This window comes from Dawidia cretensis (assembly GCF_018598175.1).
Taxonomy (GTDB): Bacteria; Bacteroidota; Bacteroidia; order Cytophagales; family Cyclobacteriaceae; genus Ohtaekwangia; species Ohtaekwangia cretensis.
The window spans coordinates 245,627-268,106 of sequence record NZ_JAHESE010000003.1 but is presented as its reverse complement, the minus strand read 5'-3'; the positions used below and the strand labels follow the sequence as shown (position 1 = coordinate 268,106).

General features: G+C 51.6%; 19 protein-coding genes. 1 reads left to right on the top strand and 18 read right to left on the bottom strand.

Annotated elements, in window-relative coordinates:
- Positions 1–21: 21 nt before the first annotated feature.
- The 17 genes from KK062_RS06225 to KK062_RS06145 all read right to left on the bottom strand — a co-directional run bounded on the left by KK062_RS06225 (position 22) and on the right by KK062_RS06145 (position 21,042).
- Positions 22–501, bottom strand: a complete 480-nt coding sequence (locus KK062_RS06225) for a hypothetical protein (RefSeq protein WP_254083396.1) — start codon at positions 499–501, stop codon at positions 22–24.
- 98 nt (positions 502–599) lie between these two features.
- On the bottom strand, positions 600–2,819 hold the full coding sequence (gene bglX / locus KK062_RS06220; RefSeq protein ID WP_254083395.1) for a beta-glucosidase BglX: 2,220 nt from the start codon (positions 2,817–2,819) through the stop codon (positions 600–602).
- Positions 2,820–2,922: 103 nt separating this feature from the next.
- Complete coding sequence (locus KK062_RS06215) at positions 2,923–4,929, bottom strand: glucoamylase family protein (RefSeq protein ID WP_254083394.1); 2,007 nt, start codon at positions 4,927–4,929, stop codon at positions 2,923–2,925.
- 91 nt (positions 4,930–5,020) lie between these two features.
- Positions 5,021–6,241: a LamG-like jellyroll fold domain-containing protein gene (locus KK062_RS06210; RefSeq protein ID WP_254083393.1), complete on the bottom strand. Its 1,221-nt coding sequence runs from the start codon at positions 6,239–6,241 to the stop codon at positions 5,021–5,023.
- Between the two features lie 48 nt (positions 6,242–6,289).
- Positions 6,290–7,804, bottom strand: coding sequence for a RagB/SusD family nutrient uptake outer membrane protein (locus tag KK062_RS06205; protein WP_254083392.1), 1,515 nt, complete (start codon positions 7,802–7,804; stop codon positions 6,290–6,292).
- 13 nt (positions 7,805–7,817) lie between these two features.
- On the bottom strand, positions 7,818–10,799 hold the full coding sequence (locus KK062_RS06200; protein WP_254083391.1) for a SusC/RagA family TonB-linked outer membrane protein: 2,982 nt from the start codon (positions 10,797–10,799) through the stop codon (positions 7,818–7,820).
- 307 nt (positions 10,800–11,106) lie between these two features.
- Positions 11,107–13,011, bottom strand: a complete 1,905-nt coding sequence (locus KK062_RS06195; RefSeq protein WP_254083390.1) for a 7TM diverse intracellular signaling domain-containing protein — start codon at positions 13,009–13,011, stop codon at positions 11,107–11,109.
- 12 nt (positions 13,012–13,023) lie between these two features.
- Positions 13,024–14,400, bottom strand: a complete 1,377-nt coding sequence (locus tag KK062_RS06190; protein ID WP_254083389.1) for a glucoamylase family protein — start codon at positions 14,398–14,400, stop codon at positions 13,024–13,026.
- Between the two features lie 115 nt (positions 14,401–14,515).
- Positions 14,516–16,840 carry a glycoside hydrolase family 95 protein gene (locus KK062_RS06185; RefSeq protein ID WP_254083388.1) on the bottom strand — a complete coding sequence of 775 codons (2,325 nt, stop codon included), beginning with the start codon at positions 16,838–16,840 and terminating at the stop codon, positions 14,516–14,518.
- Between the two features lie 15 nt (positions 16,841–16,855).
- On the bottom strand, positions 16,856–17,311 hold the full coding sequence (locus tag KK062_RS06180) for a GNAT family N-acetyltransferase (RefSeq protein WP_254083387.1): 456 nt from the start codon (positions 17,309–17,311) through the stop codon (positions 16,856–16,858).
- 13 nt (positions 17,312–17,324) lie between these two features.
- Positions 17,325–17,765 carry an NUDIX domain-containing protein gene (locus KK062_RS06175; protein WP_254083386.1) on the bottom strand — a complete coding sequence of 147 codons (441 nt, stop codon included), beginning with the start codon at positions 17,763–17,765 and terminating at the stop codon, positions 17,325–17,327.
- Between the two features lie 26 nt (positions 17,766–17,791).
- The gene (locus KK062_RS06170) at positions 17,792–18,094 is read right to left on the bottom strand and encodes a DUF1801 domain-containing protein (RefSeq protein WP_254083385.1); all 303 of its coding nucleotides are present in this window, start codon (positions 18,092–18,094) and stop codon (positions 17,792–17,794) included.
- Between the two features lie 208 nt (positions 18,095–18,302).
- Entirely contained in the window at positions 18,303–18,650 is a 348-nt protein-coding gene (locus KK062_RS06165) for a hypothetical protein (RefSeq protein WP_254083384.1), read from the bottom strand.
- Between the two features lie 32 nt (positions 18,651–18,682).
- Positions 18,683–19,075, bottom strand: a complete 393-nt coding sequence (locus KK062_RS06160; RefSeq protein WP_254083383.1) for an alpha-amylase family protein — start codon at positions 19,073–19,075, stop codon at positions 18,683–18,685.
- A 154-nt stretch (positions 19,076–19,229) separates the two neighbouring features.
- Entirely contained in the window at positions 19,230–20,255 is a 1,026-nt protein-coding gene (locus KK062_RS06155) for a CBS domain-containing protein (protein WP_254083382.1), read from the bottom strand.
- On the bottom strand, positions 20,255–20,602 hold the full coding sequence (locus KK062_RS06150) for a hypothetical protein (RefSeq protein WP_254083381.1): 348 nt from the start codon (positions 20,600–20,602) through the stop codon (positions 20,255–20,257). Before KK062_RS06150 ends, KK062_RS06155 begins: the two co-directional genes overlap by 1 nt.
- Before the next feature lie 125 nt (positions 20,603–20,727).
- Positions 20,728–21,042 (bottom strand): response regulator, encoded by a 315-nt coding sequence (locus KK062_RS06145; RefSeq protein ID WP_254083380.1) that lies wholly within the window; start codon positions 21,040–21,042, stop codon positions 20,728–20,730.
- A gap of 229 nt (positions 21,043–21,271) precedes the next feature.
- Between KK062_RS06145 and KK062_RS06140 the strand changes: the two genes are divergently transcribed.
- Positions 21,272–21,721 carry a response regulator gene (locus KK062_RS06140; protein ID WP_254083379.1) on the top strand — a complete coding sequence of 150 codons (450 nt, stop codon included), beginning with the start codon at positions 21,272–21,274 and terminating at the stop codon, positions 21,719–21,721.
- A gap of 9 nt (positions 21,722–21,730) precedes the next feature.
- Here KK062_RS06140 and KK062_RS06135 read toward each other — a convergent pair whose 3' ends face one another.
- Positions 21,731–22,333 (bottom strand): START domain-containing protein, encoded by a 603-nt coding sequence (locus tag KK062_RS06135; RefSeq protein WP_254083378.1) that lies wholly within the window; start codon positions 22,331–22,333, stop codon positions 21,731–21,733.
- Between the last annotated feature and the right edge of the window lie 147 nt (positions 22,334–22,480).

Genomic DNA, 22,480 nt, shown 5'->3' with positions numbered 1-22,480 from the left:
GACCGTGGCCCCCTTGGTGCGTTATTGCTTAGCAACAACCTTGTACTCAAAAGAGTACTTAAGAGTACGAAAAACTTTTTTCCTGTCTTTTGTTAAAATCGTTATTTCAGAAAATCTTTGTACTCCGGGTTTGGTTGGATGGAACCCTATTAAAATTGTATCATTTTGAACAATCAGTCCCCTTGAACACCCACTTATCCTGTAAGTAGTAGTATCGACAGTTGGGTTGACAACTGTTGAGTCACAATCTAAAAAAGCATTCACTAAATCCAGATCATTTCTTCCAAGGAAAATTTTCACCAGCAATTCGTTCCCCACTAAAACCGAATCCTTGGATAGTCGATGTATTTTGGGAATGATAAACTCTCTGCCATTTCTTTCAAGTTTATCCATTGTAAGCAACTGCTTTCCATCCTGATATTCAACCAAATCGATACTCTCGTTTCTGTTTTTACATGACACTCCGAAGAGAATGGTGATTAGTAATAAAAAAACTCTCATAATTTCTAATTCTTTTTCTTCACGGCCTCGGCTGGAATAACAGTTTTAGGGATCATTGGACAACCTGGCCATCGGTGTTAAGGGAAACGAGTGGCCTACTAGCGTAGCGCAAAGGCAGTCCCTTGTGTGTCCCGCGCGTTGGGACCGATATACACATCAAACTTTCCTGGCTCTGTGCCAAAAGACATATCACGCCGATAAAACGACAAATCATGCGCGGTAAGTTTGAACGTAACATTCTGAGACGCGCCAGGCGCTAATTCAATTTGTTTAAATCCTTTTAGCTCACGCACTGGCCGGGTAACACTGCCGGTTACGTCGTGTAAGTATAATTGCACAGTTTCCTTTCCGGCCCGCGCGCCCGTGTTCGTCACTGTGCAGGTAACTATCAACTCGTCTTGTTGCGTCATCTCCTGTTTATCAACCTGCACCGGACCGTATGAGAATGTAGTATAGCTTAGTCCATAACCAAAGGGATAAAGCGGGTCATTGCGTTCGTCCAGGTATTTGGAGGTATATTTATTGTTCGGATCCATGGGACGTCCGGTGTTTTTCATGCTATAATACAAGGGTATTTGTCCCACCGAGCGGGGGAATGTCACGGGCAATCGGCCGGAAGGATTGTAATCGCCGAACAGCACGTCGGCAATGGCCTGACCGGCCATTGTGCCGGGTAACCATGCTTCCACAATCGCGGGTATATTCGCGTCCAGCCACGGTATTGTCAACGGACGACCATTTAACAACACGGCAACCACCGGCTTACCGGTTTTATAGATGGCCTCTATCAACCGCTGTTGTACGCCAGGTATATTGAGCGACGCGCGACTGGCAGCCTCGCCGGTCATCCAGGCGCCTTCGCCTACCGCCAGGATCACCACATCGGCTTGCTGCGCCGTGCGTACAGCCTGTGCGATGGCCTGCGTGCTGTCGTTGTCAATGGCGCACCCTTTTGCATAAAGCACCTGTGTGCCGGCTGACACGGCTTGCTTCACACCTTCCAGCAATGTAGAGGCCTTGTGCCAATCGCCGGCGGCAGACCAGGAGCCGATCATTTCCCTGCGCGCATCTGCCAACGGGCCGATGACAGCCAGCTTCTTAACATCCTTTTCCAAGGGCAACAGCTGTTTGTCATTCTTCAATAACACGATCGCCTTGCGCGCCACATCGCGCGCAGCCTCCAGGTTGGCAGCACTCATAAGGGTTTCCTTTTCACGTTGCTCGCTGCTATAGCGATAGGGATCGTCAAAAAGACCCAGTTCAAATTTCTTGCGTAAGATGCGGCGTACGGCCTCGTCGATCAGACCCTCTTTCAGCTTACCGGCCTTCACCAACGCTGCCAGGGCATCGTTATAAAAGCCGGCCTGCATATCCATGTCCACACCAGCTTCCAACGCGAGGGCTGCTGCTGAAGCGGTGTCTTCTGCAATGCCGTGCGGGATCATTTCCATGATCGATGTATAGTCGGTTACCACAAAGCCGGTGAAGTTCCATTCCTTGCGAAGGATGTCCGTCATTAGATACTTATTTCCGGTGGCGGGTACGCCGTCGATCTCATTGAAGGATGTCATGACCGTGGCGGCCCCGGCGTCGAGTGCCGCTTTATAGGGTGGCAGGTATGTTTCGCGCAGTACGCGGTCAGACATATCGGTGGTATGATAATCACGGCCCGCCTGGGCGGCGCCATAGGCGGCAAAGTGTTTGACACACGCCATGACACTGTTCAAGCTCCCCACACCGTCGCCTTGAATTCCCTTTACGCGGGCGGCAGCGATCTTTGATCCCAGATAGACATCTTCACCAGCGCCTTCCGTGATGCGGCCCCAGCGTGGGTCGCGCGCAATGTCGCACATCGGTGCAAAAGTCCAGTGCAGGCCTTCTGCCGAAGCTTCATCGGCCGCCACCCGCGCTGACTTTTCAACGGCCGCGAGATCCCAGCTTGCAGCTTCTCCCAGTGGCATCGGAAAGATCGTGCGATGGCCATGCACCACGTCGTACCCAAACAGCAACGGTATGTGCAGACGCGTTTCCTTTACGGCGATCTCCTGCAGCTTACGTGTATACGCCGCGCCATAGGCATTGAAGATCGCCCCTACCCGACCGGCTTTAATATCTTCTTTATAATTTTCACGCATCGTTGGCCCCGTAACATCGATGTCACTGGTAAACAGGGTGAGCTGGCCGATCTTCTCGTCCAGCGTCATCAGCGCCAGCACGGAGTCGACACGTGTCCCGATACCTGTCGATGTTTTTTCAGAAGAGTAACAGGCCGCGCACAACAGCGCTGTGGCCAACGTCAGTGAGCACAGTTTGTTCATAGCTATAAAAAATTAGCGGTTTACGCCCGGTTCACCCCCGCAAGTCTCCCTGGTAGCAGGAAGACGTTGCGTAAGGTGGGGCTCCAACCGGAAGTATCGTTTATTAATTACTGAAACCTAATGTGGTAAAGCCGTCCTGTACCTCAGGCGCCGACATAAACAAATCCCACAGGAGTCCCGTACGGTAGTTTTCAATCATCACAATGATCGGCCCCTGGTCGATGGCCAGGTACGAGTCGGCAGTCCATCCTTGTGTCAGGTTAAAAGCGTCGTAGAAACCGTACTCGCCCCATAGGCGATCGCCGACAGAATAGTAAAAGAATTTTAACGCCCGCATCGACTCCTCCGGTGTATAGGGGAATGACGACAAGGCCGCCGTCGGGCTGATCGTTCCGTTATCGTTGGACGGTGAATGCGCGTCGTATCCACGCTGACTATCATCGCTCGACGTAAGGCCCCAGCAGTCTTCACCATAGCCGACATAACCGCCCGGGTTTGCCACGCAATAGGCGTAGTTGATTTTGGAAGCGTTTAGGTTCTGCTGCCAGTAATCGGCGTAGTCGTCCGAGAAATTTGGATCGAGGCCGAGATAGGAATAGTGTACCCAGAACAACGGACTCGGTGTGCCCAACGGAAGCATATAGCCATAGTGTGTCGTACCCGTGCGGATCGCGCCGTTGCGGCCATAACCATTGGTATAAACACTTTTCGGAATGCCGTGTGTAGGCGATGCCGCAGCCAGGAAGTAGGTGATCTGTTCTTCAAAGTAGCCGTACATGGCGAAGTTCATTTGCCAGTCATAATCCGGCGACCAATGCCAGTAGAGCACCTGCTCATCGTTCTTGCGGTACCAGTCCCATTCAACGCCTTGCCACAGCGTGGTGATGCGGTTAATGAGATTGTTGCCCGCGGTATCGGCCGGTTGTAAATACTGCCGGAACGTAAGCAAGCCCTGCACGAGAAACGAAGTTTCCACCAGGTCCCCGCCATCGTCCTTCTGGCTGAACGGCACCACAGCGCCGGTACTGCCGTCGATCCAATGCGACCAGGCACCATGAAAACGATCAGCATCTTCGAGGAAGGTCACGATCTTGTTCATGCGTTCGACGCCTTCGGCGCGCGTGATAAAGTTTCGCTCGATGCCGACGACCATGGCCATGATGCCAAAGCCCGACCCGCCGCTGGTGACAACATCACCCGAACTGTTGCGCTCGCGCGCCAGACCGCTGACGGGATGGCCAAAATCCCAGAAGTATTTAAAGGTTTGTTGCTGTAGTAATGTAAGGAGCGCGTCGTCGGTAATGACCGGGTGGTCGGGTGTTTCGCTGGGCGCTGTATAAAAGCTCTTGATAAAACTCTGTAACACTTCACCTCCACTGCCTTTCACGTTGGTGTTCAGCGTCATGATGTAACGCCGCAGATCGCCCAGGGCACCTGTGACCGTGATCGTTACTTTTTGTTTGTCGGCCGACACCGACAAACTCGCCGGCACCAAAGCGCCGGCCGAAGTGGTAACAAAAATATTTTGCGATACGACAGTAGCGGCATCTACCGGCTTGGAGAAGGCTACTTCGATCGTGGGTCCCGATAGTGCGACATTTGTTACGCGTGGGACCGTGAGTACTTCAGCACCTCCAATCTTCAAGGAGGTAATGGTAATGGTAGATGTTACAGTTGTAAACTCCACCGTGTGTCCGGAAAATACATCGCCCTCCACGCCTTGTAGTCCATCGGACATGACAAGTTGAAAGGTGGTATTGTTGGCTAAATTCGATTCCGGCGTAAGCGTTACGGTTTTATCACCATTGGAATATGTATAGGTCACTGGCACCGTTTCGCCAGATGTTTTGGCTACCAATGTAACAGAGGTTTCTACCGTCGACTTGTCCAATGCTGCGGCAAAGGTTGCCAGCACGGGCTGCTCCACGGGGGCAGCCGTATTTTTAGAAGCATCTGTCAGGTCCAGCACATAGCTTCCTACCTGCGCAGCCGTTAGTTGCAGAACACCCGGTTCGACCGAATCCTTATCATCATCTCCGCAGGATGAAAATACCCACCCGATCATTAAAAATACCATCCATAGCCAGGCGTTGCGTTGCAAATAAGTCATGATGCTTGGGGTTAATAAAAAGAAGAGGAAAGGTCTCCGGCCATGCCGGAAGACCTTTTACCAAACCAAACTAAACGTAGTGAACTATAACCTACGGTTTTTCTGAGTTATACATGACTTCGATTTCTTGTGCGGTGATCGTCTTATTGTAAATGCGCACATCGTCCAACAATCCTTTGTAGTGCTGCGTGTCAGGGTTCTCATAGTCGCCATATTCGAAAGCGGTAGAAGACATGTCGTTGATAAAGCCGAACGCCAGCTTCGTGCCCACACCTTCCTGTGGTTTGAATTTCATGCCCGCCGCATTAAGTTTTGCACCATCGGGCCAGTTGTCAAAGTCAAACGTTTTGGCCAGCTCGCCGTTTACATAGCCCGCGCCGACGCGAGTCGAGGCAGTATAGGTAAATACGAGATGCATCCATTTGCCGTGAATGAGAGCTGCCAAACCTTGCGGGCCATAGTTTTTAGAGAATGTCCATCCCTGCCAGCCTAAGTTACCTTTGCCGTCAATCCAGGTGTTCTCGCCCTCGGTGGCACCATCGCCAACATCATACTGTGCGGCCAGTAGAGCGTCTTTTGCATGCATTTCCACCTGGAAGCCGTTCGACGCCGCCATTCCTAATACAAAGTTACCACCTTGGTTGTGCGCTGTGGTGTCGGCATTTACCCACAGGCTGATCGAGAAGTTGTCGGTATTTGTAAAGTCTGTGCCATTGGGAACTTCCATGATACTGGTCGTTCCGTTAAAGCTGGCCGCATTACCGGCATTGGCGTTCCGACCGGCTACATAAGTAATCGCTACCGATGCATCGGCATTGTGGTCGCCCATCTCGTCATTACCGTTGTTTTCAAAACGCCAGTGTGCCAGCGCGCCGTCAGGAGCAAAGGTACCCGCAGTGGTAAAAGTGCGCTCTACCGCGCCGAATGCTACACCACTCGCAGACTTCAATCCCGCGCCTACATTAAGGAGATACTGAACACCGCCGCTCAATTCAGAAGAGGGTGTGATGGTCAGTGTTTTACCCGACACATCGAAGCCCAGCGGAACTGTTACATTGTCAAAAATACGCTTTAGTGTAATGTTAGACGATGTAGCTGTACTCTCGTCTACATCGGTATTAAACGTCACTACCAGGTCCGCATCTAGCGGTACCTCTGTAGCTGCCGTTGCGCCATTCAAATCTTTGGAACCCGCCATGGCTGACGCGATGGTGAACGTGCTGGGAGAATCATCGTCATCACTACAGCTGTAGAACACCGCCAAACCTGCCAGGCAGGCGAGCATTGCATAGAACTTAATCGTGTGTTTCATAGTTCATTCGTTTTTGGTTATTCTATATTTTAGGATAGTTTGTGTGTATTACCAGTTGGGGTTGTTCAGCCAGCCGTTGAGGTCTGCTTCCGTTTGGGGTATTGCCAACAGGTTATGTTTATCGGCCCGATAGCCGTAGGGCGCCAGCACGGTGGCGGCTTTATTAGTGCGGATCAAATCCCAAAAGCGCAAACCTTCTAACGCCAGCTCTACGCGACGCTCATGCAGAATAATCTCATTCAGCGCGTCTTCGTTGGTTTCGGTGATATCGAGGAGTATCGTGGGATTTTCTCCGCGGGCACGAGCACGTACCTCGTTGAGATAGTCGAGCGCATCATCAGGCTTACCATTTTTGTTTAATGCTTCAGCCGCCATCAGCAACACATCGGCATAGCGTACCAGGCGACGGTTGTAGCCAAACTGCGCGGGCACGTTTGTTCCCGGCGTCCATACCTTTTGGTTATAACATTCCTTTTCTCCGATGCCATTCGGGAAGCCGGGATATACCAGGCTGTTGGTATAGGCTTCCGGTGTATCGGTATCACCCACGATTTTTATACCATCCTGCCACTCACCAACGTCGAGAACGGTAGAATCCAGTCGGGGGTCGCCGGGCTCGAACGAATTGATCAGGTCGAATGAAGGACGGTTGAAGCCCCAGCCACGGTTGGGAATGCCACGGACACCCTGTACGTTGCCATATTGATTCCCACCGATGGGCAAACCCTCCTGCCGTATGGAGCCTATTTCAAAGACAGACTCTACTCCCTGCTCACCGGCTTCGCTATGAGCTTCACCGAAAGATGCCGCCAGGTCATATTGATGCGAGTTGATCACCGCCAGGGCGGCCACCTCAGCTTGCGGAAAATTGCCTAGCCACAAATAGTATCGTGCTAGCAATGCATTGGCTGTACCAATGGTCACGCGCCCCAGGTCATTGGCCGACCAGCGCTCATCATGCCGTTCCCATAGGTTGTCGCGGGCGAACGTAAGGTCTTCTTCAATCAGCGTATAGATCTCCGATGCCGCTGAACGGGGCAATCCTAACGGCGCCACGACCGTGGTGATCTTGGGCACGTCGCCCCAGGCACGCACCAGATCCAGGTAGAAAAGACCACGTAGCAAATGCGCCTCTGCCAGGTAGCGCGCACGCAACGTCTCATCCATCACAATGTTGGGCACGTTCTCGATCACGACGTTGGCGCGTTTGACACCTTGATACAGCGTCGAGTACCAGTTCTTAATGGACGCCTCGGTGCCAACGTGCGTAAAGTTGTCATAGGGTCCGACGATGGCGCGCTGGTCGGTCAGGTTACTGCCTTTGTGGGCGTCGTCCGACATGATATCGAGAATGGGATATAATCCGAAACTATATTCGGGAACACGCAGCGTGTTGTAAATGGCGTTGACGGCCTGCTCAGCATCCGAGGCACTCGTCGGAAAGTTGGCCGACACCAGCCTGCCTTGTGGCGGCTTATCCAAAAAATCACTACAGCCAAACGGAATGGCTACCAGCATCAGGACCATCACAGGGTAATACAGGGTTATTGTATTCTTTTTCATAACCAATCGATTCTTAAAATGTCAGGTTCAAACCACAGGAATAAATACTCGCGATGGGATACGTGCCACGGTCGACTTTACTGTCGAGCGGATTTTCATTGGCGATCTCCGGTGAGTAGCCGGTAAAGCTTTTTGCTGTAAAGACATTGGTACCGCGGATATATACCCGCGCGGCCTTCACAGCCAGACGGTCCGTGATAGACTTCGGCACCGTGTATCCCAGCGTGAGGTTGCGCAGGCGGAAGAAATTTGCACTTTGCACAAAGCGCGAAGACGGCAAAAAGTTTACTCCACCCTCGGAAGGACGCGGCTCGCTGTTGCTGGTCCCTTCGCCGCGCCAATAGTCCATGACGTGCGCCTCAAAATTGTAAAGATCGGGGCGCACTGTTTCTTTATAGTTCATGATCTCGGCCCCCGACTCGCCTTGAAAGTCGAGTCCAAAATCGAAGCCTTTGAAGTCCAGGCCAAGACTGATGCCATAGAGCATGGTAGGAATCGGTGATCCGAGTGACGTGCGATCGCTGTCGTCGATCTTATTGTCGTTGTTGATATTCACAAAGCGAACATCACCCACCCCAACATTATCCATGTGTGGATAAGCATTGAGCTCGCCTTGGTTTTGAAACAAGCCGTCCACCTGGTATCCGTAAAAGCTGCCGATGGATTCGCCTACGATGCTCCGCGTAATAGAGTTGGGACCGAGCAATTGCCCTGACACACTTCCACCACCTTGAATCTTGAGCACTTCATTGTGAATGGTTGTACCGACTGCGCCCAACCGGTAGCCCAGGCCATTGTCGAGCTTGCTCTCCCACCCCACGTTGAACTCAAAGCCACGGTTAAGAATCTCGCCGGCGTTGAACGTAATCTGTGCCCCGGAGCCGTTTCCTAAATAGCCCGGCACTTCGAGTGGGATAAGGATGTCGGACGTTATCCGACGGTAATAATCCATCTCGACTTTTAACCGGTTGTTAAAAAAACCGGCTTCTATACCCACATCCGTCTGCGTGGTGGTTTCCCATATCAAATCAGGATTACCGGTAATGCCATACGTGGCGCCGGAGAACAGGCGATCGCCTTGACCAAACACCGCATTCACGCCGTTGTCTACCAGCGAGTATATTTTGAGATATTCTATCTTTTCGTTCCCGGTCTTGCCCCAGCTGGCACGCAGCTTCAGGTTATCGAGGAACGTGACGTCTTGCAGAAAAGGCTCTTCGATAATATTCCAGCCCACAGCCATTGAGGGAAAGTCAGCGTAGCGATTGATATCTGTAAACTTGGAAGACCCGTCACGGCGGAAGGAGGCCGTAAAAAGATATTTGCCCTTATATGTATAGTTGGCTCGAAACAGGTACGATATCATGGAATAGTTGTACTTCGGATCGGCACCGTTCTCATCTTTTTCGCTATCAATGATGGTAATGGGGCTACCCTGGTTGAAATACCAGAAGTCTTCATCATCACGCAGGATGTTTTGCGACTGTAGCCGTAAAAACTCCGACGTCGTGTTCTGCATCGTGAAGCCTGCCAAAGCGTCGATGTGGTGGTCACCGAAGTTTTTCTGAAAGTTCAGTGTGTTTTCCCACAGCACGGTGGCCTGATCTTCGAACTTCTTTATCAGCAGGTTCTGCGAGCGCTGTTGTTGCGGCGACACAAAGAATACGGGTGTAAATGCCCGATTCTTAAAATACTTCGCATCTACCCCGACGCTGGTACGGAAGGTGAAAGCATTGTCGAGGAAATTCACTTCGCCAAACAAGTTCCCAACACCGCGAATACCACGGTCACTGCTGTTCGTATATTCTATATCAGCCAGCGGATTGCCGACGTTGGGCACGGCATTAAAATTTCCGTCGGGATTGCGCGGTGTCACCACCGGCAGGGCGCGGTACGTTGCAAAGACGGCATTGCCACCGGTATTGGTTTGTTTATAGGGGGTAATGGTAAAATTATTACCAAAGCGAACGTTTTTGCTTAAGTGGAAGGTATTGTTCAGCTTTATTGTAATGCGCTCATAAGCAGACTTTTCTACAATACCCTCTTGCTTAAAATATCCGAGGCCGATATAATACTGGATCTTAGCCGATGCCCCTGCCGCAGAAAATTGATAGTTCTGAATCGGTGCTGTGCCGAAAACAAGCTCCTGCCAGTCGGTATTCGGCACAACGTCGACATTATTATAAGAGCCCGGCGCAAACTGGTTCACGTATGTGGCAAAGTCACGGCCGTTCAGCAGGTCAATCTTGTTCTGCAACTGCTGTACGCTGTATTCGGCTGAGAGGCTTATCGTAGGATACTCTTGTCCCGGTTTGCCGCGTTTGGTAGTAATCATGACTACGCCATTGGCACCCCGCGCACCATAAATGGCCGTGGAGGAGGCATCTTTCAACACTTCCATGGACTCGATGTCGCCTGAGTTTAGGAAGTCGACGTCTTGAACAATGACGCCGTCCACCACATAGATCGGCGACGAGTCATTAAACGTACCCTGCCCGCGAATCCGCACGACAGGCGCTGCTCCTGGCGCCCCCGTCGTACTAACCACCTGTACCCCGGGCACCCTGCCTTGCAGCGCCTGCATGGGTGAGACCGCAGGCACCTTGGTCAGGTCGGCCCCGCGTACCGATGACACCGAACCCGTCAGGTCCGACTTCTTCACCACACCGTAGCCGATCACGACAATATCGTCCAGGGTGGTCACATCACCTTCGAGCGCTACATCCACGACGGTCTGAGTGCTCACCGCAACAGACTGCGATTTGTACCCTACGAGGGTAAATGTCAGCGTTGCCTCTTCCTGTCCGATGTCCAGCGAGTAGTTGCCTTCCGCATCTGTGGCGGTACCACGGCTCGTTCCCTGAACAATAACATTCACTCCAGGCATCGGGCTGCCATCGACCGCATCGGTTACCGTACCCTTAATCGTGCGGGTCTGCGCCCAGGCTGGCACTGCTAACACACAGATAATCAACAGCGTAATAATTCTTTGCATACTTTCATTTCGCAAAACAGATGTTGGTCTTGGGGACTGTTCGCGCTAGTGAAGTTTGCATTTGGCAAGAGAAACCCGGAATTATTTCGTGGAAATGCGCTTAAAACAACGTTTTCGCAATCGGTTTAGTGAGGTGCTTTTTTCCAGAAGAAAAACATTACTTCAAACGATTCCAGAAGGTTTTCGCATAACTGTTCGAGGTGTTTTAACGGATGAAAAACATCGCGCGAGCATTTTGGTTAAAACGTGCCAGAAACACCGGTTTAGGTGTGATGAAAGGAATGGAAATGTGACGAAATGAGAAAAATCACCCGACAGTTTTCGTGGTAGAAAGATGGAGGCGCTTGTCCGGCGCAGGCCCATGGTCTATAATAACCTCTTCCCACCGCGAAGCATGCGGCCGACGCCCCCGGGACTCAAGCTCCAGCAGCCGCTCAATTACTTTGTGTTTAAAGCCCCAAAGCGTATTTACTCGCAGGTCAAGCTGGGCAGCCAGCGCCTCCAGCGTGTAATCCTTGTTACCGACAACAGCCAGGTAGGCAATGTAAAAGGCTTTTTCCACCGGGAACTTGATGCTGTGGAAAATAGTATAGGCCGTAATGGACTCATTATAACCACACCGTGTACAGCGACGGGCAAACTTTTGACTTCCGTCAAAATACTTTTCATTACCACACTTGCGACAGTGAAATCCCTCCTGCCACTTGAGGCTTTCCAGAAAGCGGTAACACGCCAGGGTATCGGGATACAACGTCTGGAACTGCCGATAATCCATGGTCTTCTCCAGGAGGCGCTCGTTCAAAACCTCTTTTAAGCTGTTCTTGAGCTTCCAGTTGTCGAGGTCCAACAGCGAGTTGATCTGGTTGATCTCGTACGACTGCCGTTCGACCTTGATATTGGTCTCCTCCAACAGTCGATTTTTCTCGTGCAGCTCCAGGGTACGCTCGTGCACCTTCTCCTCCAGCTCGCGCGTGACCTTGTCTTTCAACTGCATGTTGACTTCGTGCTGATGGATAATCCGTCGCAAGGCACGGTCCCGCATATCTTTTAATATATGAATGCGATCGCCCATGGCAAAGGTCAACAGCAACATCTCCACCACAAAGCTGAAGTGCAAACTGTAATGCAGGGGCGTCGTAAAAGGCAATATGTTAAAGTAGACCAGTGCCCGGATAAAAAAGCCAAAGAATAAAATGCCATACGCCATCACAAAAAACCGCGCAGGGCGATAGCCTTTGTTCCAGACCGTTATACCCGTATAAAAGATCAACGATAACGGTATGATCTCGATATCACGATAGGTAAGCAGGTGCGGCAGAAACACGAATTCTACCACAAACCACGCCGAGCGTAACCCGATCATCCACATCAGCCAGCGGTCAAGCCGGGGCGCATTGGCATGCGTGCTCAGAAAACGCCGTGTAAAGACCAGGCTCCACAATATAACGGAACACAACGTAACACCCACCGCATAATCATTCCATTCGGGATGCGAGGGCCACAGGTACTGGAAGCCGACGCCGTCGTAGCTCATGGCGTAGGCGGCTACGCTGAGAATATAGAGAATATAATAGATGTTTTTGATCTCCTTAATAGCCAGGTATACCAGGAAGTTATACAAACTAATAATGAGGATCATGCCATAAAACATACCAAACAAAAAGTATTCGTTCAGCGCATAGTATATAAAGCGATCGGCTGAACGAACACCGATGCGCAGGTCGGCAAAGGCATGCGACTGCACACGGAAATAATAATACATCATCGTGTCGGCCTTTACATCCAGCACGATCTCGAAGTTTTTGTGACGCAGTGGCCGCTGGCGGAAGGGTTGTTTGTCACCCATCACCACGTTTTGATACGACCCGTCCATCTGCGGAACATAGGCTTCGATGTAGTCGATGGTCTGATCGTAGAATTCCAGCATCCATACCTTTCGGCTACGGGCATAATGCCGGATCGGCAACCTGATCCAATACGAAGCATCGGGTACGAAATCCTTGTTTTGGTAGGCCGCGTGTTGTTGAAAGCGATTGGAAAAACTGTGCGACGAGATCTGCCAGAATGAAACCGAGTTGGTGGCGTCGCGGTAAAACATCAGCTCATACGGCATAAAGTTTCGCTCCGGTACACTGTCATTCAGCACAAAGATCTCCTGCGCCGCCGGTCGCCCGGCAGCCAATACCAGTAGTAATCCCAGCACCCACCGCATCCTGTTGTTGTTTTATTTTTCGTCTAACCATCCACCGGAAAACCCGGCCTTCTTCAGACCCGCCCGGATATAGGGGCTCTTTTTCATGACTTTCCACAAAAGCTCCGAGCGGTAGTTTTCCAACTGTAATACGATCGGTCCCTGGTCAATGCCGAGATAGTCTTTATCAAACCATCCCGTGGCGCCATTCTCATAAACAATGCTCAGGTTAAAAGCGTCTTTAAAGCCATAGCGATCATATACCCTGGCACCAAAACGCCGCTTCATATGCTTCAAGGCCGGTATACAGATCTCGGGGGCGAACACCAGTGAGCCCCCTGCCGCCGTCGGCGCAATAGTGCCATCATCCTGCAGGTAAAACTGGGAAGCGCCACGCGCATTGTAGCCTTGAAACGCCACGTTGGGATTTTGTTTGCCATCGTTGCCAGGTCCGTCGCATGCCGTCAGACCCCAGGTGTTTTTATCATACCCCACAAACGCCGCGGCGTTGTTAACACAATAAGCACGGTTTGCATAGGTCGCCCGCCTGGAGTTTTCAAAGTAATCGATGCCTTTCTCACGCATATAGGCATCTTGTATGCCGCGAAAGTCAATATACATATGCGAATATTGGTGGCCGAACAGCGGACCGAAGTTTACAAACTCCTGCCCCTGATATTTTGTCCATTGGTAGGTGTCGGTCCACGCCTTCCAGGTTTCAGCCGGTATAGTATGGGTGGGCGAGCCCATCGCGAGGATGTACAGGATCATACCTTCGTTGTATCCACGCCAGGTGGCATCTATAAAACCGCGCTCAGGATGCCAGCCCATGCTCATGACCTTCTTGTCCTGCATAGCCCAGTCCCACTCTACAGCCTGGTATAGTGTATCGGCCAGTGCCCGTATGTGCGTCTCCGTCGTATCGCTGCCATCAAAGTACGCCTGCGCAGAAAGGACGCCCGCCATCAGTAGCCCGGTATCAATCGTCGATAGCTCAACCTGTTGAAACCGCAGGCCGGTCTTCATATCGAGGAAGTGGTAAAAGAATCCTTTGTGACCTGCCACACCTTGTGCGGCCTCACCTTTGGGAAGACGCCGCAAGAATCTCAACGTGCGCAACGTGCGCTCCGCAGCCTGCACCCGCGTGATATACCCACGCTCGACGCCTACCAGGTACGTTGACAAACCAAAGCCCGTCGCGGCGATGCTCGAAAAGCTCTCGCTGGGCCACCGGTCCGGCAGCTGACCATTCTCCGCGTTTGCGGTCTCCCAGAAAAAGGAGAAGGTCTGCTGCGACAGTGAATCGAGAAAAGGTGTTGCGGTAGTGTCACCACCCGGCTGTTTCGGCACACACGCCCAGCATAACGCCAGGAGCACCCACACAGCAGCGGTTCTTCGAAATAAAATCATGCAAGACGGGGTTGTTGTAGTAAAGGAAAGATCGGACTAAAAGCGGATATTGCCAAACGGGTATAGTGGTGGGCAGGGAAATTGCCCGCCAGGCCGGCGGGCAGGCTTGTTCGCGTTACCGTGTGGTCAAATCACCACGCAAAGTATATACCTTCCCTTTTTCAGTTTGTAACGTCACAGTCTTACCCCCATACTGCACCACACAAGCCCCACCCAATTTTGAGTTTAATGTCACCTGTTGTAAGATACCATCCCCCCACACCATCGACACCTCAAAACCACCACGCGCACAAAGCCCACGCACATGCCCCGTAGCCCAGGCCTTCGGCAACGCCGGCAACAACGTCACCGAGCCATCATGGCTCTGCAACAGCATCTCCGCCATCCCCGCCGGAGCACCAAAGTTACCATCGATCTGAAACGGCGGATGATTATCAAACAGATTGGGCAACGTCGACTTCTTAAATAGTGCGACAAGGTTTTCATGCGCCGCTTCGCCATCGCCCAGGCGAGCAAAGAAGTTAACAATCCACGCCCTGCTCCAACCCGTATGGCCTCCACCATGCGCCAGCCGATAATCGATTGTCTTACGAGCGGCAGCAAAAAGCTCAGGTTGCTGGCGGGTAATCTCCTTCCCGGGATGCAAGCCATATAGATGCGATATATGCCGATGCCCAGGCTCAGGCTCCTGAAAAGATTCTGTCCACTCCAGTATACGTCCGTCGGCGCCAATCTGCGTCGGTGATAACTTTGCCAGGATCTTCTCAATCTTTTTGCCAAAAGCTTCGTCGTGATGCAACACGCGCTGGGCCAATAACGTGCTGGTTAACAGGTCGCGGATGATCATGTGGTCCATCGTCGGTCCCATCACCATCGTCGCTCCCCGGCCGTCGGCAGTTTGAAATGAATTCTCCGGAGAAATAGAAGGACCTGACACCAACTTGCCCGTGGCAGGATTCTCAACAAGCCACTGCGCACAGAAAGCTGCAGACTCTTTCAGGATCGGGTAATATTGTTGGAGGAACGCTTTGTCACCTGTAAAAGCATAGTGCTCCCACACGTGCTGCGCACACCATGTCATGCCCATGGGCCACATCGCCCAACTGGGGTAGCCATACGGCGCGGTGAACAGCCACGGGTCTGTCGTAAAATGTGCTACGGTGCCGTCAATGCCATACATAGTCTTCGCCGTCTTGCGCGCATCGGGGCGCAGTTTATCGAGGAAGGTAATGAAGGGCAGATGCAACTCCGACAGGTTGGCTACCTCGGCCAGCCAGTAGTTCATCTGAATGTTAATATTGATATGATAATCCGCACTCCACGGTGGCGTCAGGCCGTCGGCCCAGATGCCTTGCAGGTTTGCCGGCAGGCCTCCCGGACGCGAGCTGCTGATCAACAAATAGCGACCGAACTGGAAATATAACGCTGCCAGGTGCGGATCTTCATTTCCATGCTGCAACGCCGACACGCGTGCGTCGGTAGGAAAGTATACCGCGTTAGTCACCCCCAGATCGAGCGCTACACGGTTAAAGTAGGATTGATAGTCCTGTATATGCGCGCGTTTCAAATCTTCATATCGCTTCGCGGCGGCGGCGGTCAGCTGCTGTTGCGTGGTCGCGCGGGGGTCGCCGCCGGTGTAGTCGGTAGCAATCGCAATCAGCACTGTAACGGCATCAGCCTTCTCTACAGCGAGGTGTGTACCCCCGGCGGACAGGGAACCTCCTTCGGGTATAACACGCAGGTGTGTTACCAGTTTTACACCTACCCCTCCACCGGTGTGCTCCTGTAATAGTATATCATTTCCCGAAACGGATACCGCCGCGTTGCTGCCGGGACGGGTCAGCGCGAACTGTAACGACAGGGCTCCCGGCCGGTCGGCCGTCAGCCGCACGACCACTACCTGGTCGGGCGCACTTGAAAATACTTCCCGCGTATACGCTACGCCTCCTTGCCGGTATTGTACGTTGGCGATCGCCGTCTCGAGGTCGAGTGCGCGTTCGTACCCTTCGGGTTCTGAATCATGTGCGGGAAATGTCAGCCACAGGTCGCCGGCAGTCTGGTAACTGCTGTTGACCGTTTTGTTGCCCATCATCTTATCGATGGCCAGTTGTTGTGCGTCGACATACTTGCCGGCAAACAACAGCTTGCGGATGACGGGCAGCGCAGCACGTGCGCCGGGGTTGATGAAGTCCTCCGGCTTGCCCGTCCACACGCTTTCTTCATTTAGCTGCAAGCGCTCCGACTGCACACCGCCGAAGACCATCGCGCCTACCCGGCCGTTGCCGACCGGCAGCGCTTCGTTCCAATTTGCCGCAGCCCTGTTGAACCAAAGTCTCCAGTCGGCAACCGGCGCGGGCGGCTGCGCGGCAGCGTGCGTCACAACGCCCAGCCACAGCGTGGCCAGCACTAAACTTATGCGTGTATAAGATCGTATCATCATAGTTGAAAAAACTTGCTAGGCTGTTTTGCGCAGCAGCCGCATCGTTAGTACAGGAAACGGATTTCCCAACGAGTCGACCGGTGCCCGGTGAAAGGTACGAAAGCCCATGTGCTCATAAAAGCCCACGGCTTGTTGATTCTGCTCGTTGACATCTACTTCATATATCCCCAATGTTTCGATGGCATACCGCAGCAGCTGCCGGCCCGTACCCCGACCGCGCGCGGCGGGATGTATAAAAAGCATTTCCAACCGCGTACCGGCTACACCCGCAAATCCGAGAATAACGCCGGCCTCACTGCGTATACAGCGCAGGTCAACATCTTTTAAATAGCTGTGCTGTACCAGGGGGCGGAAGAACTGAATATGTGCTTCGGTCAGAAAGTGGTGTGTGGCACGGACGGACGCCTCCCAGACATCGGTAATCGCCGCATAGTCGTTCGGCGAGACAGGTTCGATGGCATGCTGGATCATAGAAAAGGAATTATTAACGGATAAAGACAGATTGTTTGTTCAACGCATCTACCAGCCAGTAGGGATTGACCTGGTCGAGGTCGGCGGGCAACGCGTCGGGGGAAAAGAAACGCCACGCCCGCGTTTCGGCATTGGTAAAAGAAATATCGGGCACTTCGAGCAGCTTTACTTCAAAATACGAGGTGATATACTGCACACGATGGTCGGTATGATCGTATGTGGCAAAGGCCGGCATGGAATATACTCCGATAAGTCGTATGATCTCGGCCGCCGTGTTGATCTCCTCGCGGATCTCGCGCAGCATCGCATCCTCCACCGTTTCGCCAAACTCTACATGTCCCGAAATGATACACCACTTGCCGGTGTCTCGTCGCTGCTGTAGCAACACATGCCCCTGGTCGTTAAATATGGCCGCGGATACGGCGGGGAGTATCTTCTGTTCACGTGGCATCATGGCTGCGCGAAGTTGGAGCCAAATCTTCAGGAATCCAAGCGCTGACGGGCCTTGAGCGCGGTACGCAAAAGTTTACTGACCTTGGCCACGGGCACATCGCGCGCCGGGTCAATTAACAGAATCTTCATACGCGCCCGTTTCTCCGGCAGCAGATCAGGATGCTCCAACAGATGTCCGTCTACAAAACCGACGTACGGTTGTTTGTATTTTTTATGCACCCACAGGTAACAGAACATCTTATCGCGATAGCAATAAAATGGCATACGGTATTTCCAGGCTTCGGTAATGCCGGCATCGAGTTGCAAAATATGCTCACGCAAAAAGATCATACAGCTTTTTACGGGTTCCGGCTGCCCGGCAAAGTAAAGATCGATTGGACGCATCGATACAAGATGCTGAAAAAAGTGCTAACGACCAACGTCCTAAAAAAGGGCAGCGACGTGGCGTTGCCGGAATCTGTCACACAACATTTTGTCCGGGACTACCACACGCTGCCTTGCCTTACCCCTAAGGCAAATCCTAAACCTACACTAAGACCTAACTGAATAAATATTTTTTCAAGACCTCTTCAATCTCCTTATAGAATAGCTTCTCATTTCCTTCTGTCAGGGCGGCGCTGCCCGTGCGATGAAAGTCGTCAATAACGGGTTTATACCAGGTCGTGTTTACGGGAGCGATCAATAGTTGCTTCAGCTCACTTTTAATAAATTCAAGCTTTACGTGTGACAGCTCCATGATCCGGAATTGCTGGGAGAGGTATACAATCATATTTCGCTCATCCAGAAAATCTTTGATCAGATCGTTACGCAACTTGCGAATGACATCTATAATGTCGACAGCGTCGTGGCGTAGCGTGGTATCCTCCATGGTTGTTTGTTGTTTCATATAAGGGGTTAAAAAATGGTTATCGCAAAGGACTATTGTTGAGAGAACATGTGCTGGCCTTTTTCAAAAGTATGCGGGCGCAATAGTCGCGTGCTGATCGTAGCATCGATCTCGCGGTAGAACAACGCGTTGTCCAGGTTTGTAAAATCGTTGTGCAGCACGGCCTGGAAGATCGGACCGTAGAGCACCGGATCGATGCCGTCGTCTTTCAATAAGTCCAGGCTGTTTCGAATCTTTTCCAGTTGACCTACGCTGGCCCGGGAAGAAAATTTATAATCAATGTACGTATTCAGTTCGCCCTGAATCAGTTTATTCACCAGCGTTGCGCGGTGCTGTTGCAGGATTGGCTTTAATTGCCCGGGGATCAGATCCGGATTCCAATCGTCGATTTTTTTGATGCCGTTTGCCGTTTTTACCATTTTCATACCTCAATCGTTTAGACCGATACAAACGTACTAAAACTAATTTTATTAGTAAAAACAAATCTAACTAAATTTGATAATAGCAGTTTTTAGCGCAAAAACGCAGGGTCGTCCTTCTGGAAAGGTCAACATACTTGTCAAAAAAACACGGTCCTTTTTAGTGTTCCTCTTCTAAGGAATTGGCCGTCAGCACGGTATTCCGGATGACCTCATCCAGCTTCTGTGCCGTGGCTTCCAGCATGGAAATAATGCGGATGTTTTCTTCGCTTAACGTAGATTTTTCAATGATGCTGGTCAGACCGAGGATGGTCGCCACCGGCTGCCGCGTATAGTGCGATTGCACCCAGGAAATATGTTTCAATAGCTCGTTCTGCCGCTCGATCTGCAGCAAGTGACGTTTGCGCTCGTCTATATCCGCGACGGTAATGGTGGCGCCAATGATCTGTTCCTGATAAAATACCGGGCCGTATTCGGCGCGTAGCCATCGCGATGTTTCAGGGAACTGCACCTTGCGCTCGGTGACCACCGACTCGCCTGCCAGCGCCCGATCAAAGTCGCTTTTAAAGGCATCGAACAGGTAACGCCCCGCTACCCGTGTGTCGTACAACGTATAGTCGAGTATATTCATGCCGGTCTTCAACTCACGTCCATACAAGGCCTGGCTTTCATCGCCTGCCTTTTTATTGAAGAATAAGATGCTATAGTCGGGGGCCACCAGGATGACGGTGGACTGTGTACTGTCCAGCACGGCCTGCAGGATCTGCCGCGACAATACCAACTCTCTATGAATGGCCTGGAGCTCGGTTACTTGCTTGTTGACTTCCCCCTCCAGGTTTTTGTTCTGATCCGTGACATACGCCAGCAGATCGTTCTTGTAGATGAGCCCTGTCAGGCTGCCATCGTCCATGACGGCCAGCACGTCGGTATGCGTTTCCTGCATCACCCGCAACGCTTCTTCTATAGCGCACTCCGGCGACAGCGTGGGGCGTTCGGTGAGGCAATCGATTACCAGGGTATGCGAGTGCTGTACGACGTCCTGGGGTGTCAGGACACCGATGGGCTGTTCATTTTCATCCTGCACAACCAGCGCGGACTGTTGTACCAGATGGTCTTTGATCGAACGTGTTCCACTGTAGGCGGGAACCACGTCGTACTGATGCCGGATGAAACGGGCGATGGTCATCAGAACTCCTGTTCGATGTTGGAATAGGAGATCGTGACCCGAAAGTCAACCTTCAGCAGCTCGCCTTCGGACACAAAGGGAAAGACCTTGTCGTCGAGTATATCGATGACCTTCTCCTTCGGCATCTTGGATAAGATGCGTTTGTTAACAAAGACAGCCTCTACCAACGGATGGCCGACTTCCACCAGCTCGAAACCATTAGGAACAAGCATATCAAACGACTTCGATATACCGATCTTACCGTGCTGAGAGTTTTTACCCAGGATGAGAATCTCCTGGAAGGGTGGTAATTTGATTTCTTCGAATGAAAGATCGATGGAGTATTTTAATCCATTCCCTTTAACCATAGACTGACATTTTGCATTAGCGCGGGCCTAATATACATTTATAATAGACATATGTATAGGATTTAGGAAATGGGCTACTAAAAAATTATGATCCCGCACCGTATCGGTGACGTTAGGCAGAGCAACTATGGATGGAGGTGAGTAAGCATCCGGACCAGCTCGTGTGCATCCGGCAGCACGGGGTATATGAAAACAGGGATACCGTCAGCATAAATATCCTTGCGTAAGTCCTTTATATAGTGCATGCTAGGAGAAGACTGGGGGTCAGGATATAGGACGATGACATCGGGTATGCGTACGGCGAGCAGGCGCCGCAAATGGAAAAGATCGCCCGCAACCTCTACGGTAGCACACACCGGCACGCCCTCCAACATCTGTTGCGCGCGTTGTGCTCTGGCAGGATCATCACACAATAAAACGATATGCTTGCGAGGCGCCATTGGGTAAGCCGGTCTACAAAAAAAGCGGCTAAAGTTAACGGATCTTTAGAAAATTAACGAAACCGTCAGGTCCAGGAATCGATCTCAGGCATACCGGTTAATATAAATTGCCCGATTATTCAAAATAATAGTTTGACTTTCGGGTTAAATACCCCTTTTTTGTGACCAAGTATGGTTTGTTTTTTGTTAATACGTTGACAATCAATATCTAGCCTGTAAACAGAAGAATATGAACCTTTCCGGCGCCAATACGACCCACGTTCTACTGGCAGAAGACGACAACGAGGATTACTATATATTTTCGGTGGCGATTCAACAGGTACCCCTGACGGTGCTCCTGACACGGGCGGAAAACGGCGAGCTGCTGATGAAGCTCCTCGACGAGAAAGTACCCGATATACTCTTTCTGGACATGCTCATGCCGTGTAAAGATGGGCAGCAATGTCTGCGGGAAATACGCGCAAATAAAAAATACGACTCCCTTCCGATTATTGTTTACTCGTCACTCGACGACCTTCGAACGATCGAGTTTTGTTACCGCGAAGGTTCGAATCTATACGCTATCAAGCCCTCGTCGTTTGATGAGCTTAAAACCATTCTCGAGCGCATTCTGACCATTGACTGGAGGAAGGTGATGTATTTCCCCACCTTTTCGGACTTTGTGCTCAACCCCCACTGAGATGTAGGGTCAATCGGTAACAAACGGGATGTGTACACGCTGGTATGCAGGCTTACGAATGTGTTCCCGCATGTTTCGAAAGCTTTCAAACGGCCCCTTCGTAGCAAACAGATTGATGAGCCATGCCGGAATGGCGCCTCCCGGATCAATATGCAACATATATTCTACCTGCAACTGCGATGATGCCACCGGCCGGATGGTCCACTTCCCGTCGGCGTGTGGCACCCGTACAACGCCATTCTTCTCGGGAACATAGCTGGGTTCGTTAAACGACTCAACGGTCATGATACGCGTCACGGGGTCTTGCGTGACATGAATCCGTGCGATGAAGTCGCGGTTACTGGCCGGCCAGGGCACATTGATCTCCGAATGGTATACAACCTCTTGTGGCGAGATTTGCTTGAGCAGCGTGCAGCTCCTGGTGCTATATACCCATTGATCGGTAGTGGCTACATCCAGAATGACCGCCGCCATCTGGGACATTGTCGCCTGAATCGAAAACGATACCTTTAACGCTTTAATGTCAGAGCCCGCCACCGAGCGCATGTAGATCTTAATACCCTCCTTTTCGTCACGTAGCTTCCAGTCTTCCTGGGCGGCAACGAATTGCATGGGGTAAATAAGTAAGAGAGCCGATAATAGAGATTTAGGCATAAACACTCGGGATAACGCATTTTAGACGTTCGTAGTTTCTAAAATATTGCCGCCGCCGGAGGATCTTTTTTGCATGTCGCTGTATTTCAGGCGACAAACCCGCAT

Coding starts and splice junctions, on each gene's coding strand:
- KK062_RS06225 (WP_254083396.1), bottom strand. CDS start 501: ATGAGAGTTTTTTTATTACTAATCACCATTCTCTTCGGAGTGTCATGT.
- bglX (WP_254083395.1), bottom strand. CDS start 2,819: ATGAACAAACTGTGCTCACTGACGTTGGCCACAGCGCTGTTGTGCGCG.
- KK062_RS06215 (WP_254083394.1), bottom strand. CDS start 4,929: ATGACTTATTTGCAACGCAACGCCTGGCTATGGATGGTATTTTTAATG.
- KK062_RS06210 (WP_254083393.1), bottom strand. CDS start 6,241: ATGAAACACACGATTAAGTTCTATGCAATGCTCGCCTGCCTGGCAGGT.
- KK062_RS06205 (WP_254083392.1), bottom strand. CDS start 7,804: ATGAAAAAGAATACAATAACCCTGTATTACCCTGTGATGGTCCTGATG.
- KK062_RS06200 (WP_254083391.1), bottom strand. CDS start 10,799: ATGCAAAGAATTATTACGCTGTTGATTATCTGTGTGTTAGCAGTGCCA.
- KK062_RS06195 (WP_254083390.1), bottom strand. CDS start 13,011: ATGCGGTGGGTGCTGGGATTACTACTGGTATTGGCTGCCGGGCGACCG.
- KK062_RS06190 (WP_254083389.1), bottom strand. CDS start 14,400: ATGATTTTATTTCGAAGAACCGCTGCTGTGTGGGTGCTCCTGGCGTTA.
- KK062_RS06185 (WP_254083388.1), bottom strand. CDS start 16,840: ATGATGATACGATCTTATACACGCATAAGTTTAGTGCTGGCCACGCTG.
- KK062_RS06180 (WP_254083387.1), bottom strand. CDS start 17,311: ATGATCCAGCATGCCATCGAACCTGTCTCGCCGAACGACTATGCGGCG.
- KK062_RS06175 (WP_254083386.1), bottom strand. CDS start 17,765: ATGATGCCACGTGAACAGAAGATACTCCCCGCCGTATCCGCGGCCATA.
- KK062_RS06170 (WP_254083385.1), bottom strand. CDS start 18,094: ATGATCTTTTTGCGTGAGCATATTTTGCAACTCGATGCCGGCATTACC.
- KK062_RS06165 (WP_254083384.1), bottom strand. CDS start 18,650: ATGAAACAACAAACAACCATGGAGGATACCACGCTACGCCACGACGCT.
- KK062_RS06160 (WP_254083383.1), bottom strand. CDS start 19,075: ATGAAAATGGTAAAAACGGCAAACGGCATCAAAAAAATCGACGATTGG.
- KK062_RS06155 (WP_254083382.1), bottom strand. CDS start 20,255: ATGACCATCGCCCGTTTCATCCGGCATCAGTACGACGTGGTTCCCGCC.
- KK062_RS06150 (WP_254083381.1), bottom strand. CDS start 20,602: ATGGTTAAAGGGAATGGATTAAAATACTCCATCGATCTTTCATTCGAA.
- KK062_RS06145 (WP_254083380.1), bottom strand. CDS start 21,042: ATGGCGCCTCGCAAGCATATCGTTTTATTGTGTGATGATCCTGCCAGA.
- KK062_RS06140 (WP_254083379.1), top strand. CDS start 21,272: ATGAACCTTTCCGGCGCCAATACGACCCACGTTCTACTGGCAGAAGAC.
- KK062_RS06135 (WP_254083378.1), bottom strand. CDS start 22,333: ATGCAATTCGTTGCCGCCCAGGAAGACTGGAAGCTACGTGACGAAAAG.